The sequence below is a fragment of the Xanthomonas sp. NCPPB 3442 genome, assembly GCF_056725145.1.
The window spans coordinates 46,429-61,739 of record NZ_CM161514.1; the positions used below are offsets into that span (position 1 = coordinate 46,429).

Below are 15,311 nucleotides of genomic sequence, written 5' to 3' on the forward strand. Positions count from 1 at the left end.
GCCACAGCCGGGGTGTCGGCGTGTGCGGGCATCGCGTACCGTGCGCACGCCGGTTCCTGCGCGTCGCTCATGTCCGCCTGGCGACGATCAGCGACGCGGTGTCAACATTCCAGGTGGCCGCCTCGGGATGCAGACAGCAGCGAGTGCCGTACCGAATCCCGAATTTCGATTCCCGAATCCCGAATCCCGAATCCTCAACCGCAATAGATGGCCGTGATGCTGTTGTTCGGGCCGGTTTCGATGGTGAGCTGATCGCCGCCGCTTTCGCTGGCGCCCTGGGCCGGGTCGGCCAGGCCGCTGGCGGTGGTGCCGCCTGTGGCGCGCTCGCCGCGGCGCACGATGACGCGCTGGCTGTCGCTATCCACACGTGCACGTTCGATGGTCTGCGCGGCCGCCGCCAGACCCACCGCACCACGCACCTTGTCGCCATGGCACTGGCCGGAGATGGCGCCGTCGATGGGCTGCACCTGTGCCACCTGGTTGGAGGCACAGGCCGACAACAACGCAGCGGCAGCGAGTGGGGCGAGGATACGGATCATCGGGAAGCTCCAGGGCAAGAATGCCGCAAGCGTGAAGGTGGCGTTGTCGGGATGGCATGAAGATGCTGCGCGGCACCGTGTCAGAGACGGGCCTCACCCGTGTATGCCGGTGATCGTCAGCGCGCCGGACACGCTGCGCCAACGCTGGGCTACCTGGATTCGCTTGCCAATCCAGTGTTTCCGGACAGCGCCTCGCCCAGCAGCGCGAGAGGTGCAGACTCCTGCTTCCAACCCAGAGGATCAGTAGCATGACCATCAAACCGCTGCTGCTTGCATTGGTTGCCTGCGCGGCGCTGCCGCCTTCGGTTGCACGTGCAGCGCCCGCGCCCAGCCAAGCCACCATGACGGTGGCAGGTCTCCAACGGCCGGCGCAGATCCGCGTGGACAGGTGGGGCCTGGCACATATCTACGCGCAGACCGACGACGACGCGTTCTTCGTGCAGGGTTTCAATGTGGCGCGAGACCGTTTGTTTCAGCTGGATCTACTTCGCCGCAAAGGGCTGGGCCATCTCTCCGATGCGTTCGGGCCAACCTATGTGGAACAGGACCGTGCCGCGCGGCTGTTTCTGTATCGCGGCGACATGGCACAGGAATGGAGCAGTTACGGGCCCACTGCCCGGCGCGACGTGGGCCGATTCGTCGCCGGCATCAATGCGTATATCGCATGGCTGGACAGTCACCCGCAGGCACTGCCCTACGAATTCGACAAGCTGGGGTATCGCCCCGAACGCTGGGCGCCGGAGGATGTGCTGCGCATCCGCACCACCGGCCTGAGCCGTAATGTCAAAAGCGAAGTGGCGCGTGCGAACGTCGCCTGCAAGGCCTCGCTGGCTGTCGATGCGATACGCCTGAGACTGCAGCCGGCCTGGACCACCACGCTGCCGGACGGGCTGGACCCGTGTCTGCCGAAAGACGTGCTGAAGGTCTACGAGCTGGCGACGCAAAGCCCCAAGCTGAGCGCAAGCACGCAACTTGCGGCAATCGCATCGACGTTATCGGCCATTGACGATGACGCCTCTGCCGAAGGCAGCAACAACTGGGTCATCGCGTCGCAGAAATCCGCCACCGGTCACGCTGTGCTGGCGGACGACCCGCATCGGGCCTACAACGTGCCCAGTCTTCGCTACTTCGTGCATCTCAACAGCCCTGGTCTGGACATCATCGGTGCCGGCGAGCCCACCGCGCCTGGCATCGCGATCGGGCATAACCGAACCAGCGCGTTCGGCCTGACCATCTTCAACATCGATCAGGAAGATTTATACGTGTATCGGTTGCGTCCAGACGACAACGCGGCGTACTGGTACCAGGGCAAATGGGAGCCGCTGCGCAGCGAGCACGAACAGATCGCCGTGCGCGGCGCCGCGCCGGTGACAACAGAGCTGCAATTCACCCGTCACGGGCCGGTGATCTATGTCGATGTCGAAAAACATGTGGCGTATGCGCTGCGGTCGGTATGGAGCCAGCCCGGCGCGGCGCCCTATCTGGGCTCGCTACGCTACCTGCGCAGCAACGCGTTCGTGCAGTTCAAGGCCGCACTCGCCCATTGGGGAGCGCCGTCGGTCAACCAGGTCTATGCAGATGTCGGCGGAACCATCGGCTGGGCCACCGCCGGCATGACCCCGCGCCGCGATCACGGCGATGGATTGCTGCCCGTGCCCGGCGATGGCCGCTACGAATGGAACGGCTTCTGGGACAGCACGGTGTTGCCCTGGTCGAAGAATCCCAAAGCCGGCTTCATCACCACCTCCAACGAGATGAACCTGCCCGCCGGCTACCCGGTTGCGCAGCGCAAACTTGGCTTTGAGTGGGCCAATGAGGCTCGCCATGCCCGCATCACCCAGGTGCTCTCGCAGCTGCCCAAGGTGACGCTGGAGGATTCGGAAAGACTGCAGAACGATCAGGTCTCGTTGCCCGCGCAACGCCTGGCCGCATTATTGCGACCGCTGCGTTCGCAGGACCCTGATATCAGCGCCGCACTGACGCTGCTGCGGCCATGGAATGGCGAGGTCAGCGCTACGTCGCCCGCCGCAGCGCTGGAAGAGGTCTGGTTCAGTCGCTATCTGGGCAATGCATACAAAGCGTTGCGATTGCAGCCGTCGGAGGCCGACAGCTTCGGCGCGCCCGATGCCGCGGCCATGCTGGATGCGCTGGAACATCCCGGCGCCGCGTTCGGCGCAACGCCGGCCGCACGCCGCGACCAGTTGCTGCTGCAGTCGTTGCGCAGTGCGTACCAGGCGCTTGTCTCGCTGCAAGGCCCCGATGCCTCGCAGTGGCGATGGGGCAAACTGCATACCAACAAGATCTTGCATGCGATGAGCGCGGTGGCCGGTGCCGATCGCGCGCTGCTTGATGTCGGTCCGTTCGCCAAGGGTGGCAGCCCTTATACGCCGAATCAGTCCAGCTACGACCCTGCCGATTTTCGCCAGACGATCGGTCCTTCTGCACGATTGATCATCGACCTGGGCAATTGGGATAACTCTCGCGCCATGAATTACCCCGGCCAGTCCGGCGACCCGGCCAGCCCGCATTACCGCGACCTCGCACCGCTATGGCTCAAGGGACGCTATTTCCCGCTGTTGTACACGCGCGCTGCGGTAGATGCGGCAACCGAACAGATCTTCGACCTGGTGCCTGCGCAGGCGCACTAACGCAACCCGAACCGACCTGACGCCGCGCACATCGCGTAGCAAGCGCGAGAATCCCCGCGTTTGCTACGCCGCCTGCGCTCACGCCGGCGCAGTCGCCTCGCGCACGAAGGCTTCATAGGTGCGCAGCGGACGTCCCAGCACCGCCTGCAACTGCGCCACCGTGCCCTCTGCCGCGTGCATGCCCAGGCGCTGGATGCCGGCCATCATCAGGCGCATGTCATAGGCCAGCCACGACGGGCCGTACGTCGCCAGCTGTGCTTCGAAGGCGGCCACGTCATCGCCGGCGTAGGCGATCTCGCGCCCAAGCGCTGCGCTCCAGATCTTGGCCGCATCCACCCCGGTCAGTGCCTGCGGGCCGACCAAGTCGAGCGTGACGCGTGGCAACGGACCGTCTGCACGGTCGCGGCGCAGCAGCTCGACCACTGCGATATCGGCGATGTCGCGCGCATCGATCATCGCGATGCCCTGTGCGCCGATCGGCATCGGGTACAGGCCGTATTCGGTGATCGTCTGCTGCACCATGCCTTCGTTCTGCATGAAGTACGCCGGCCGCAGGATCGTTGCCGGAATTTCCAGGCTTTCGATCATGCGCTCGACGGTGTGCTTGCCGGTGAAGTGCGGCACGTTGGTGTACGTGTCGGCATGGATCACCGACAGATACACGATGCGCTCGATGCCGGCTTCCTTGGCCAGATTCAATGCGATCAGCGCCTGGGTCACTTCGTCGGGGGTGACCGCATTCAACAGGAACAGCGTGCGCACCGATGCCAGTGCGGCGCGCATCGATGCGACGTCGGTGAGGTCTGCCACCACTTCGGTGACACCTGCCGGAAAGGAGCGCTTGCCTTGCTGGCGGACCAGCGCCTTGACCTGCGCGCCGGCGTCGACAAGGCCTTGGGTGACCAGGGAACCGACGGTGCCGGTGGCACCGGTGACGAGAATGCTCATGGTGAATCTCCTGCGTTGGATGGACGGTTGGATCGGAGCGAAGCGGCCGGTGCGGTGGTGCTGCTGCCGGTGCGGCCGCCTGGTGGGTGGGGCAACGATATGCCGTTGCACTGCCAGTACGAAGACGCCAGGATGTAGACATCCCGTTTCAGATGTGGAACAGCATGGACCTCAATGCCCTGATCGATTTCTCGCTGGTGGCCGCCAACCAGGGGCTGGGCAAGGCCAGCCGCGCGAGCGGCAGATCGAAGGCGACCTTGTCGCGGCGCATCACCGAGCTGGAGGAACAGCTGGGGGTGCGCCTGGTCGAGCGCAGTGCCCGTGGACTCAAGCTCACCGAGGCAGGACAGCAGTTGATGGAGCGCACCCAGGTGCCGTTGAGCGAGGTGGCCGAGGCGATGACAGCCGCGCGCGAGGGGTTGTCATCGCCGCGCGGCCGCTTGCGCGTGGCGTCCCCGGTGTTGTTCTCCCAACTGGCGATGGGGCACATCGGCGCCGACTTCTGTGCGGCCTATCCGGAGATCACGCTGGAGGTGGTGGCCGAGGACCGCACGGTCGATCTGATGGAAGAGCAGTTCGATGTCGCCATCCGCATCAACCCAAGCCCGGACAGCCGCCTGGTCGGGCGTTGCTTTGCCAAGGACCGGTTGGTGGTGGTGGCCGCACCGTCCATCGCCATGCCGTCTGGCGATGCGGTGCATCCGGTGCCCGGCGTGGTGATGTCCAGCTTCGAGCCCACGACCTGGACGCTGGATGGTGGGCGCCTGGTCCTGGAGCCGATTCCGCGGATGCGGTTTTCCTCGTTCCTGATGGTGCGCGATGCGGTGATTGCCGGTGGCGGCGTTGCGTTGATTCCGCAGTCGATCGCGTGGCAGCAACTCGCCCGCGGCCAATTGCTGCAGTGGGGAACGATCTCCGGCGTGGCGCCGGCGTTGTGGGTATTGCACACCTCCCGGCGCCTGGCAGCGCCGAAGGTACGCGCCTTCGTGGATTTCATCTGCGCCCGCTATCCGGACGCGTCGTTGGTGTTGAAGGGGTAGGGCGGTGGCGCGGTTCTGTTGAACGTGCGCCAGGTCCGCCAGCGCGTGGCGAGCTTCTGCGCGCAAGCGGTTGCCCGTGCCATCGGGCCTTGGCAAAGGCACACAGACACCACGGCCACCCACACGCCCCCCTGCCATCCGACCTATTGACTACAGCTGTCGTCAGGCCTACGGTAGCGACAACTGTAGTCATGGAGAGCGCCATGCGCGGCAAGACCATCGGGGACCAGGAGCTGGCCCTGCTGCAATACATCGAAGAACAGCGGCATGCCAGCGTGGGCGAAGTGGCGGGGGCGTTCGGCGAGCCGCGCGGGCTCGCCCGCTCCACCGTGCTGACCATGATGGAGCGGCTGCGGGCCAAGGGCTTCCTGCGCCGCAAGCAGGTCGAGGGTGTGTACCGCTACAGCGCCACCGCCGGCCAGGACGATGTGGTGCGCGGGGCGGTGGGGCAGTTCGTCGAGAAGACCCTGCAGGGCTCGGTGTCGCCGTTCGTGGCGTGGATGTCGCAACGCGCCGAAGTCAGCGATACCGAACTGGCCGAACTCGAAGCATTGGTTGCCAAGCTGCAATCGCAGCGCAAGGAGGATTGAGTCATGTCGCCCCTAATCGAAGCGGTGTTATGGAAGCTTGGCGCCACCAGCGTGCAGACCGCGGTGCTGGTGTTGGTGGTGTGGGCGCTGTGCCGCGGCGTGCGCCGCCTGCCGGCAGCCACGCAGACCTGGTTGTGGTGGCTGGTGGGCGTGCAGGCGGTGGTGGGCCTGGTGTGGAGCAACCCGGTGCAGTTGCCGGTGCTGCCGGCGCACAGCGTGACCACGGCGCTGGGCTCGGCCGACAGCCTGGCGCCACTGGCAAACGCCACCGCCGCGGCATCCACGGCCGCGCATGCAGGCGTCACCGCGCAGGCCATGCAGGTTGGCGCCTGGTCGACCTGGCCGGTGGCATTGCTGGCACTGTGGGCGGCCGGCGTGCTGGTGCTGGCTGCCGGCACGGCGCGCGCCTATCTGCGCAGCCGTGCATTGGTGCGCGCCGCGCAGCCCTGCAACGACCGCGCCCTGGTGCAGGCGTTGCAGATGGCTGCTGAAGCGCATGGCTTGTCGCGCCCGCCGGCGCTGCGGCTGTCGGCGCAGATCGATTCGCCCCAGTTGATCGGCCCGTGGCAACCGGTGTTGCTGTTGCCCGCTGCACGCTTGCCGCACATGGCCGATGACGATCTGGACATGGCGCTGACCCATGAGCTGATCCATCTGCGTCGTGGCGATCTGTGGTGGGGCTTGCTGCCGGCGCTGGCGCAGCACCTGTTCTTCTTCCACCCGCTGGTGCATCTGGCCGCGCGCGAATATGCAATCGCCCGCGAAGCCGCCTGCGATGCCGCCGTGGTCGCCGGGCACCGCCATTGCCGCCACGACTACGGCCGCTTGTTGCTGCAACTGGGTGTGGCGCCGCGCCCGCGCGGTGGCGTGGCAAGTGCCTCGCCTTCGTTCATCAGCTTGAAGCGCAGGCTGTCGATGTTGCAGGACACCCACGCGTTTCCGCGGCTGGCTGCCGCGATGATTCTGGCCGCGGTGGCGGTCTGCGGTGTGCTGCCGCTGCGCCTGGTGGCCATGCCGGTGCCGGCACCGGTGACGTCTGCCGGCATGCAGCCGGTCGTGGTGACGGCCCCGGCAGCGCCGCGTGCACAGGTCAGCAGCACGGCGGAGCCTGCCGACGCCGCAGCGCCGATGCGCGCGTTGCCGGCGCTGCCAGCTGCGCCGGCGCAAGTGGCCGCCCCTGCCACGCACGGTGTCATCGCCGATGTGCTGGGCGCCGAACCGCTGCATGACGAGGACGCAGACCCGATAGACAGCGGCTGGAATCTCGACCTGGACCGCATCCGCCGCGATGCCAGCCGTGACGCGCAAGCCGCCGTGCACGATGCGCTCGCTGCCGACAACCACGACCTTGAACTGCAGCAAGACCGCATGCAGGCCGCGCAGGACGCATTGCAGGACGCACGCGAACAACTGGCCTCGTTAGGCCCGGAACTGGCGCAGGCCAAACAGGAAGCGCAACAGCAAGCGCGGCAAGCCGAGCAGCAGATTCGCGAAATGACGCAACAGCATCGTCAGGCGCAATACGCGTATGCGGCCGCGGTGCGCCAGGCGGACGCGCTGTCGCGGCACCAGGTCGAAATGGCCAAGCAGGCCGCTCTTCAGGGCCGCGCCGAGGCCGAACGTGGGCAACGGGAAGCGGCGCAAGCGCAACGCGAGGCAGCGCAAGCGCAGGTCGAGGCCGAAAAAGCGCAAGCAGAGGCAGACCAAGCGCAAGCAGAAGCAGAGCGGGCGAAGAACAACTAGGCGCGATTGACCAGACGGCTGCGCTCACCGTCAGGGGCGTATGGTCGGTACGAGCAGTCGGCATGCACCACGTGCAGGTTCGGGAACGCATCGCTTCTTGGCGCGCGCATTGCGCCAGCCGATCGCCATCGCCGACAGCTGTTCGCACCGGTTTGCCGGCTGCCGCAGCAGTCCAGTAAGGAGAACCAGCGCGGGTCGCGGTAGACCGCACGTTACCGCGGCGATGGGGTTCCGTTGGCCACGGAGCAGCAACGCATGGCATGCAGCCCGCTCCACATCCGGCCGTGCACGGCCGGCACACGCGCGGCCGCAGTAACAGCGGAGAAAAGAGCGTCGCGAGCAGTCGTCGGGTGGGCGTGGCCAGCGCGATCGGAATCGCAGTGTAGGCGCGGTACATGCCGTTTCAGAGCACCGCCCGGCGCCCACCGGGCGGTGAGTGGAGTCACCTTTCGCTGCTTTTCGGCGCAGGTCCCGACGCCAAGCAGCGGCCGGCGCACTGCATTGGCATCGCCTGGGTAACGGCAGCACCTGCATCACCACGGGCCCGCCACAGCCCGTCACTCCTGCGTCACGACGCCTGCAGCGTCGGCAACGCCGTGGCCGCGTGATCGCTGTTTCCATCCGCCTGCGTGCCCTGCGCAGGCGGCACTCAACTCGCTGTGCCTTTCGTGGAGATCTCACATGATCCAGACCACTTCCCCCGTGCTGTGCCTGCGCTCGGCGTTGCTGTTGGCCCTTGCCGCAGTTGCCGGCGGCGCGGCCATCGCACACGCCTCTGCCGTGCCTGCAGTTGCCGGTGTGCGCAGCTCACCTGCTGCACCGGTATTTGCTGGTTCTGCTGCGTCAGCAACAACGCAGCTTGCATCCATTGCCGATGTCTTGCCTGTGGATGGCATTGCAACGGTTGCGCCAGTCACGCCGGAGAGTACCGTTGCGCGAACCGTGCCGGTTGTCGCGGCACGGCGCGCGCCTGCGATCGCTCCGCTAGCGCCGGCCGCCTCGATGACGCCTGCGCTTGCCGTCGCCGGTGCCCGGACGGCACCAGCAGCGCCCGCTGCGCCTGCCATTTCTCCAGCGCCACCGGTCGCTCCCGCTGCACCGACTGCAGTTACTGTGCCGGCACGGCCGCGCATGGGCATGCCGACATCCTGCGGCCATGCCATTGCAAACACGCAGAGCCAAGGCGATGCCTACGTGCTGGTACATGGCGATCGCGAAGTGATGCACGGCACGCCCGATGATCTGCAGACGGCGCGCCGCTACGCTGGCGATGGAAGACGGGTGTTGTGGTTTCGCGCCGATGGCAAGCAGTACCTGGTGCGCGACCCGACCTTGCTCCATCAGCTGGCCGTGGCGCATCTGCGCAGCCGGCAATTGGCCGACGCGCAAGCCGGATTGGCCGCACGTCAGCAGGCCTTGAGCGAACGGCAGGCCGCACTCGCCGCGCAGCTGTCTGCGCATGCCGCGCCGCGCCTGCTGCAGGCCTCGACACGCACCGCATCGGCCACGACCTCCACCTCGGCGCAGCCGCCTGCAACCCCCGATGCGCTGCAGGCGTTGTCCAGGCAGCAACAGGCACTGGCGCAACGGCAGGCCGAGTTGGCGAGCAAGCAGGTCGGTGCATCCCGCCTGGCCACGCAGCAGGCATTGAAGGTATTGCGCGAAGCACTGAGAAGCGGGCGCGCGACGCGTATCGACGGTTAGTCGCAGAGTGCCCTCGCGCAACAGCACAAGCGCAGATGACGGTGCGCTCGCCGATACTGTGCACAGACACAGGCGGCGAGCAGGCCATGACGTATCGGGTAGTGGTGTTGGGCGGCTTCGGTCATTTCGGCGCACGCATCGTGCGTGCGCTGGCGGCAACGGCGCAGATCCATGTCATCGCGGCAGGGCGGCATCCGGGCGATGTCGCGACCAAATGGCCGGGTGCCGCACCCGGTCGCATCTCCACCTGTCGCCTGGATATCGATGCCAGCGACTTCCCTGCGCAGCTGGCGGCCACCGGTGCCGATGCGGTGGTGCATACCGCCGGGCCGTTCCAGGGACAGGAGTACGCGGTGGCCCGCTGTTGCCTGCAGGCCGGCATGCACTATATCGATCTGGCCGATGGCCGCGCCTTCGTCCGCGATTTCCCCGCGGCGATGGATGCCGCCGCGCGGCAGGCCCAGCGCGTGGCGATCAGCGGCGCCAGTACCTTGCCGGCGTTGTCCAGCGCGGTGATCGATGCGCTGTTGCCGCGCTTTTCGGCATTGCACGAGATCGGCATCGTCATCGCGCCCGCACAGGGCACGCCGTTGGGCCTGGCCACGGTGCGTGCGGTGCTGTCGTATTGCGGCACGCCCTTCCACTGGTGGCAGGCCGGCCGCTGGCAGCAGGTGGTGGGCTGGGCGCGCCCCACGCGCGTGCGCTTCGCGCAGCTCGCCCCACGCCTGGCCTCGCCGTGCGATGTGCCCGATCACGACCTGTTGCCGCAGCGCTATCCCGGCGTGCAGACCGTGCAATTTCGTGCGGCGCTGGAAGTGCCGTTCCTGCAGCGCTGCCTGGCCGGCGTCGCCTGGCTACGTCGACGCGGCGTGCCGCTACCGATGCAGCGCCTGGCCGATGTGTTTGCCAACGCCGGGCGCTGGTTCGACCGCTTCGGCACCGATCTGGGCGGCATGCGCGTGGAGCTGCGCGGCACCTGCGATGGCACGGACGGGGCAAGCCGCCCGCTGGTGCTGCACTGGGACCTCACCGCCGCGATGCTGCACGGCCCGGAAATTCCGTGTTTCGCCGCGGTCTTGCTGATACGCAAACTTGCCGCCGGGCATCGGTTGCCGATCGGTGCGCATGCCTGCATGGGGCTGCTGACGCTGGCCGAGTTCGAGCAGGAGTGTGCCGCGTGGCAGATGACCACGGCGGTGACGCAAGCGCACCGGTAGCGGGCGATGCGCAAGACGAGCGCAGCGCCAGGCCTTTGCCGAGCACGCCAGGCAGAAAACCAAGCGCTCTGTGCGCGGCGGGGAGTTCTGAAACCACGTGGCCGGCGCACATCGCTGCGCCGCCGACTTCAGGCAACCTCAGACCTCTTGCACCGTGCGAAACGCGTCCATGTCGTCGAACGTACAAAAATGAAAGCGTGGCACCGTGATCGGCCCCGCGGCTGCCAGCTGTGCGAGCCAGCCGCGCACCGCGGAGCGATACGCCGTCTGTTCTGCCGCATCCAGCGTGTCGCACAGGTAGGCCAGCGAAATATGAAACTGGAAGTTGGTGTAGTCGGGGCGCTGCAAGCGTGTCAGTTGCATCAGCGCCTGGCGCGCAGCTTCCAGGCGCTGCGCGGTTTGCGTGTCGGCCGGCTTCAACGGAATCAGCAGATTGTCGTTATTGCCGGTGCTGGCTGCGGTCGGGTTGACCAGGAAGCGGCAAGCGCCCAGCGGCGGTGCGGCGCGCTCCTTCAACCGCGCCAGATAGGCCGCGTTGATATCCGCCAAGGCATGGTCGCGCGGCAGATCGCTCGGCCAGGGCCCACGCGCACGATCGATCTCGTTGACCCCGCCCAGCAAGGTCACGTGGTAGCTGCTCGGCGGCAGCACGGCGAACTTGTGGGCAAAGCGCTGCTCGGGGAATTGGCGGTAGATGTTCAGCACGCGGTCGAAGCTGTCGTAGCCATCGCCCTGTTGTTCCAGATGACCCACGAAGGTATTGCCGGCAAACGGCATCGGCCGTCGCGAGCGCAGAAACTTGCGGCCCACATCCGAGGGCGGTGGCGTCATGGCCGGAGTGGCGAGACTGGTGGCCAGCAGCGAGGTGCCGGCGGCAGCCATCAGGCGACGGCGGCTGATGCGTGTGTCCAGAAACGACGACATGGGAAAACCCTCAGAGTTTGACGTTGACGCCGAGCATCACGGTGGGTGCCATTTTCCAGGCCGATTGCACGTATTCCTGGTGGCGGCCGATGCGGTATTCGTAGCCCTGGCCGGTCAGGTTGAGCACATCCAGGCTCACTGCCACTGCCGGCGAGACATCCCAGGCCAGTTTCAGGTCGAGACGGTCCAGCGGCTGTTGGTAGCGGTTGCGATAAAACTCCTGCTGGTTGCTGTAGTTGGGGTAGCGGTCGTCCCACAGCTCGCCGGTACGGCTCCAGGCCAGGGTGCTGCGCAGCGGCCCACGGGCGTAGTTCAGGGTCAGATTCCACAGCTGCTTGGGCTGCTGCGGCAGCACCGACAAGGTGGTGCGGCTGCCATCGCCGAGCACCACCGGGTAGTCCACGTCCAGGAAGGTGACATTGGCACCGACCGACAGCCCGGCCAGCGCGGGCAGCCACGGGCCCAGTTCCTTGATCGCGCCGAGTTCGGCGCCGCGCATGCGGACCGGCCGGTCGGTATTGCGCGGTTGGGTGACCAGCACCTGCTCGCCGTCGATGTTCTGCAGCTGGCCGTAACGGAAAATCTCGTTGTCGATGGTCTTGTGGAACAGCGCGATCGACAGCAGGCTGCCACCGTCGTCGAACGTCCAGTCGTGGCCAAGGTCCAGATTCTGCGAGCGACGCGGCTGCAGGTCCGGGTTGCCCTGGTTGAGCGTGGGCGGGTTGCTGCCCAGCGTGAGCACGCCGCCGTTCAACGCCATCTGGTCCAGGCGCGGTCGCCCGATCGAGCGCGAGGCGCCGAAGCGTAACGTGCCGTTGGCACTGGTCTGCACCTGGCCGGCCAGCGATGGCAACCAGTTGCGGTAGGTGCGTTGCGCACTGACAGGCGCCCAGACGGTGCCGCTCAATTGCTGGCCGCTGCTGCCGAAGCGGGTCTGCTCCAGGCGCACGCCGCCGGCCAACCGCCAGCGCTCGCCGCGCCACTGTGCTTGTGCGAAGCCGGCGCGCACCTGCTCATCCACGCTGTAGGTGCCACTGTTCTGCGCGGTGATGTCCGCCACGCCGCGCGCCTGGCCGGACACCGCATCCCAGCGCGCGTCGGCCAGGTCCGGGTCGATGATCAACATGGGCGCATTGCAACCCAGGGCGCAGGTGGGGTTGCCCAGCACATCGGCCAGCGAATAAGGCAACCCGCTCCAGGTCGTGCGCTGGAACGCGGTCTGCATGTGCGTGCGCACCTGTCGCAGGCCAAAGGCCAGTCCCAGCCCCTGGCTGTCTTCGTCCATGTTGCGACGGAGCTCCAGTTGCAGGTCGCTCACCCGTTCGGCGTAGGTCGTGCGCTCCTGCTGGTGGTTGAGGTTGGCGTAACGGGTCGGGTCGTCGGCCAGGGCCGGGTCCAGGGCCGTGAATGCCGGCAGGGTGCCATTCCAATCGAAGCCGTAAGCCAGGCCATTCTGCTGGAAGCGGTCCCAGGTCTGCGGGTTGTCCACCGTGGCGCGCGAGGTGCTTGCGCGCAGCGCGCCGCGCCACTGGTCAGGCAGCTCGGCCAGCAATTCGCCGTTGATGCCGGACAGCCCGCGCTTCCAGCGCAGCTGCCCCAACTCGACGAGCTGGTTGAGATTGTCCAGCGTGCCGCTTTGCGGGCCGCTGCGGGTCAGGCGCGCGCTGTTCTGCACCTGGGCGACCTGGGCATTGCGGTCGGAAGATTCGTGCTGGTTGAACGTGTAGCCGGACACATGGCCGCTGAGCGGACCATCCGGCTGCCAATCCACGCGTGCGGTCACGCTGCGCCGTTCGCGGGTGTTGTCGTAGTTGTACCAGCGCCGTTCGCTGGGCACCGCCGCGCCGGTGCCGCCATAGGCCGAAGACGCGCGCGTGCCGTCGGCGTTGTACCAATTGAGGGCGCCGCCATTTTCCTGCTGCGGCACCGAAATCTCACGGCGCCAGACACTGGCCGCCCCCAAAAACGCGAACTGGCCGTCACGCCCGAAGCGCTTGCCCCATTTCAGCTCGCCTTCGCCCACCGGCGTGCGGCCGCCATAGCGGCTTCCCATGAGGTTGGCGCCGCCCTTGGCCGAGGCGGTCAGCAGGCCGTCGGGCCGGGCAAAGCCGGTGGCGGTGACCAGATTGGTGACACCACCGATCGCGCCGCCATCGTTCTCCGGCAGCAGCGACTTCACCACATCGATGCGGTCCACGAAGTTGGCCGGCAGCACATCCATCAGCGCCTGGCGGCTACCGATGTCGTTGCTGGCGAAGGCAAAGCCGTCGATCAGCATGCTGTTGTAGTTGCCGTTGAGGCCGCGCACCGTCACATAGCGTGGTTCGCCCTGGTACTCGACCGTGCTCACGCCGGTGACCCGGCGCAGCGCATCGCCCACATTGAAGTCCGGCAGTTGCCCGATGCTGTCGGCGGCGACCGAATCGACGATGGTGGGCGCCGCCTGCTTGGTGGCGATGGCGCGCGTGTTCTGCGACTGGAACGGGTTGCGCACCTGCACCGCGTCCATGGTCAGCGCGTCGCCTCCGCCGGACATGTCGGCGGCGGTGGCGTGCGAGGGAAGCCAGCCGATCAAGGCCAGCCCCAGCGCAAGCGACAGCGCATGCGGAGGCTGTGGCCAAGACGGGGCAATGCGAGTGGGGCGGGAAGGGGGATGCAACAGGCGCATGGCACGATATCAACGTCGGTGGCCCCAACGCAGGGCCGCGGACGGATTAAATTAAGCTGCTTAATTAAAGCAATTATGACAACGACGAACGTTTCGCCCTGCATGCCCTCTTTGTTCGCAAACGCAGCCATTCGTTCGCATTACCGTCGTCGCAGCGATGGGCAGGCCGCCGGTTCCAGCGAGCGCCTGCTGCTGGATCTGATCCGCAGGGCAGGGCAATTCGAGCGTGCGGATCTGCCGCGCGCCAGCGGGCTCAGCGTGCCCGGCATCAAGGGCATCGTCGACCCGCTGGTGGCGCACGGCCTGCTGCAGCTGCGGCCCTCGCTGCGGCGTGGCCGTGGCCAACCCAGCGCGCAGGTGAGCCTGGTGCCGGGGTATGCATACAGCGTGGGGGTGTCGGTGATGGTCGATGGCTTTGCGGTGGTGCTGATCGACTTCGCCGGCCAGGTCCGCGGCATGCGCCAGCTCACGGCCTTCCCGCTGACGCTGGCGGTGGTGCGTGCACAACTGCCGGCCCTGGTGGAGGCGCTGCTAACGGCGGCCGGCGTGGATCGGCAGCATGTGTTCGGCGTCGGTCTGAGCATGACCGGCCCGCGCATCGGCGACGGCACCCGGGTCAATCCGCCCTTGTCGCTGGCAGCGGAATGGATGCAGGTGGAGCTGGACCGGTTTGTCGCCGATTGCCTGCAGCTACCGGTCTGGATGGACAACGACGCCCATTGCGCCGCCCTGGCCGAGGCCGTGTACGGCATTGGCCGCCAATCGCCGGACCTGGTGTATCTGTCGATCTCCGACGGCTTTGCTGCCGGCGTGATTGCGGCCGGCAACGTGCGCCGCGGCGCGCACGGCAATGTGGGCGAACTGGGGCGCATCTCGGCCATCACCGGCATGGCCCGGCCAACCCTGGAAAGCCTGCGCCAGGCGCTGGCCGCCGATGGCCACGCGCTGCCGGACCTGCACACCATGCTGCAGCACTACGATGCGGCCTGGCCGCAGATCGATGCGTGGCTGGATGCAGTGGAGCCGACCGTGACGCTTGCGGTGGCGGCGATCATTGCGTTGATCGATCCGCGTGTGATTGTTTTTGGCGCGCGCCTGCCCACCGATCTTGCGCAACGGCTGATCGCCCGCATCGCCTTCGAACCTGCGCCGCGGCGTGGCGTTGCATTGCCGTATCCCACGCTGCAGGTCGGGCAGGTGACGGCGCATGCCACCGTGCTGGGCGCGGCCATGCTGCCGTTCAAGGAAACGCTGTTCTAGCGCACCGCATGCGCGGCGATATGCGCGCCA

General features: G+C 67.0%; 11 protein-coding genes and 1 other RNA gene. 7 read left to right on the top strand and 5 right to left on the bottom strand.

Translation table 11 applies throughout. From position 1 onward, the window contains the following. Positions 1 to 194: 194 nt before the first annotated feature. Positions 195 to 539: a hypothetical protein gene (locus AC1POX_RS00200; RefSeq protein WP_372356599.1), complete on the bottom strand. Its 345-nt coding sequence runs from the start codon at positions 537 to 539 to the stop codon at positions 195 to 197. 248 nt (positions 540 to 787) lie between these two features. Here AC1POX_RS00200 and AC1POX_RS00205 point away from each other — a divergent pair, with 248 nt between their 5' ends. After that, on the top strand, positions 788 to 3,187 hold the full coding sequence (locus AC1POX_RS00205; RefSeq protein ID WP_372356600.1) for a penicillin acylase family protein: 2,400 nt from the start codon (positions 788 to 790) through the stop codon (positions 3,185 to 3,187). A 78-nt stretch (positions 3,188 to 3,265) separates the two neighbouring features. Here AC1POX_RS00205 and AC1POX_RS00210 read toward each other — a convergent pair whose 3' ends face one another. After that, a complete protein-coding gene (locus AC1POX_RS00210) occupies positions 3,266 to 4,135 on the bottom strand; it encodes an NmrA family NAD(P)-binding protein (protein ID WP_372356601.1) in 870 nt (289 codons plus the stop codon). 164 nt (positions 4,136 to 4,299) lie between these two features. On the opposite strand from AC1POX_RS00210, the gene AC1POX_RS00215 reads away from it, so the two are divergent. The 3 genes from AC1POX_RS00215 (at position 4,300) to AC1POX_RS00225 (ending at position 7,508) form a co-directional block, all read left to right on the top strand. Beyond that, positions 4,300 to 5,175: a LysR family transcriptional regulator gene (locus AC1POX_RS00215; RefSeq protein ID WP_014088886.1), complete on the top strand. Its 876-nt coding sequence runs from the start codon at positions 4,300 to 4,302 to the stop codon at positions 5,173 to 5,175. Between the two features lie 191 nt (positions 5,176 to 5,366). Next, positions 5,367 to 5,765 (top strand): BlaI/MecI/CopY family transcriptional regulator, encoded by a 399-nt coding sequence (locus AC1POX_RS00220; protein WP_008572904.1) that lies wholly within the window; start codon positions 5,367 to 5,369, stop codon positions 5,763 to 5,765. Positions 5,766 to 5,768: 3 nt separating this feature from the next. After that, positions 5,769 to 7,508, top strand: a complete 1,740-nt coding sequence (locus tag AC1POX_RS00225) for a M56 family metallopeptidase (RefSeq protein WP_031420478.1) — start codon at positions 5,769 to 5,771, stop codon at positions 7,506 to 7,508. Between the two features lie 320 nt (positions 7,509 to 7,828). Here AC1POX_RS00225 and AC1POX_RS00230 read toward each other — a convergent pair. Further along, a non-coding RNA gene (locus AC1POX_RS00230) (sX9 sRNA) lies at positions 7,829 to 7,905 on the bottom strand. A gap of 740 nt (positions 7,906 to 8,645) precedes the next feature. On the opposite strand from AC1POX_RS00230, the gene AC1POX_RS00235 reads away from it, so the two are divergent. Continuing rightward, the gene (locus AC1POX_RS00235) at positions 8,646 to 9,212 is read left to right on the top strand and encodes a hypothetical protein (RefSeq protein ID WP_372356602.1); all 567 of its coding nucleotides are present in this window, start codon (positions 8,646 to 8,648) and stop codon (positions 9,210 to 9,212) included. Positions 9,213 to 9,247: 35 nt separating this feature from the next. Beyond that, the gene (locus AC1POX_RS00240) at positions 9,248 to 10,429 is read left to right on the top strand and encodes a saccharopine dehydrogenase family protein (protein ID WP_181388225.1); all 1,182 of its coding nucleotides are present in this window, start codon (positions 9,248 to 9,250) and stop codon (positions 10,427 to 10,429) included. A gap of 138 nt (positions 10,430 to 10,567) precedes the next feature. Here AC1POX_RS00240 and AC1POX_RS00245 read toward each other — a convergent pair whose 3' ends face one another. After that, a complete protein-coding gene (locus tag AC1POX_RS00245; protein ID WP_372356603.1) occupies positions 10,568 to 11,353 on the bottom strand; it encodes a DUF1868 domain-containing protein in 786 nt (261 codons plus the stop codon). 10 nt (positions 11,354 to 11,363) lie between these two features. Further along, positions 11,364 to 14,021: a TonB-dependent receptor gene (locus tag AC1POX_RS00250; RefSeq protein WP_372356604.1), complete on the bottom strand. Its 2,658-nt coding sequence runs from the start codon at positions 14,019 to 14,021 to the stop codon at positions 11,364 to 11,366. Between the two features lie 102 nt (positions 14,022 to 14,123). Between AC1POX_RS00250 and AC1POX_RS00255 the strand changes: the two genes are divergently transcribed. Next, a complete protein-coding gene (locus AC1POX_RS00255) occupies positions 14,124 to 15,281 on the top strand; it encodes an ROK family protein (protein WP_033478806.1) in 1,158 nt (385 codons plus the stop codon). The last annotated feature ends 30 nt before the right edge of the window (positions 15,282 to 15,311 follow it).

What these genes read in the sequence shown, in the direction of transcription:
- AC1POX_RS00200 (WP_372356599.1), bottom strand. Translation starts at nt 539, where the DNA reads ATGATCCGTATCCTCGCCCCACTCGCTGCCGCTGCGTTGTTGTCGGCC.
- AC1POX_RS00205 (WP_372356600.1), top strand. Translation starts at nt 788, where the DNA reads ATGACCATCAAACCGCTGCTGCTTGCATTGGTTGCCTGCGCGGCGCTG.
- AC1POX_RS00210 (WP_372356601.1), bottom strand. Translation starts at nt 4,135, where the DNA reads ATGAGCATTCTCGTCACCGGTGCCACCGGCACCGTCGGTTCCCTGGTC.
- AC1POX_RS00215 (WP_014088886.1), top strand. Translation starts at nt 4,300, where the DNA reads ATGGACCTCAATGCCCTGATCGATTTCTCGCTGGTGGCCGCCAACCAG.
- AC1POX_RS00220 (WP_008572904.1), top strand. Translation starts at nt 5,367, where the DNA reads ATGGAGAGCGCCATGCGCGGCAAGACCATCGGGGACCAGGAGCTGGCC.
- AC1POX_RS00225 (WP_031420478.1), top strand. Translation starts at nt 5,769, where the DNA reads ATGTCGCCCCTAATCGAAGCGGTGTTATGGAAGCTTGGCGCCACCAGC.
- AC1POX_RS00235 (WP_372356602.1), top strand. Translation starts at nt 8,646, where the DNA reads ATGCCGACATCCTGCGGCCATGCCATTGCAAACACGCAGAGCCAAGGC.
- AC1POX_RS00240 (WP_181388225.1), top strand. Translation starts at nt 9,248, where the DNA reads ATGACGGTGCGCTCGCCGATACTGTGCACAGACACAGGCGGCGAGCAG.
- AC1POX_RS00245 (WP_372356603.1), bottom strand. Translation starts at nt 11,353, where the DNA reads ATGTCGTCGTTTCTGGACACACGCATCAGCCGCCGTCGCCTGATGGCT.
- AC1POX_RS00250 (WP_372356604.1), bottom strand. Translation starts at nt 14,021, where the DNA reads ATGCGCCTGTTGCATCCCCCTTCCCGCCCCACTCGCATTGCCCCGTCT.
- AC1POX_RS00255 (WP_033478806.1), top strand. Translation starts at nt 14,124, where the DNA reads ATGCCCTCTTTGTTCGCAAACGCAGCCATTCGTTCGCATTACCGTCGT.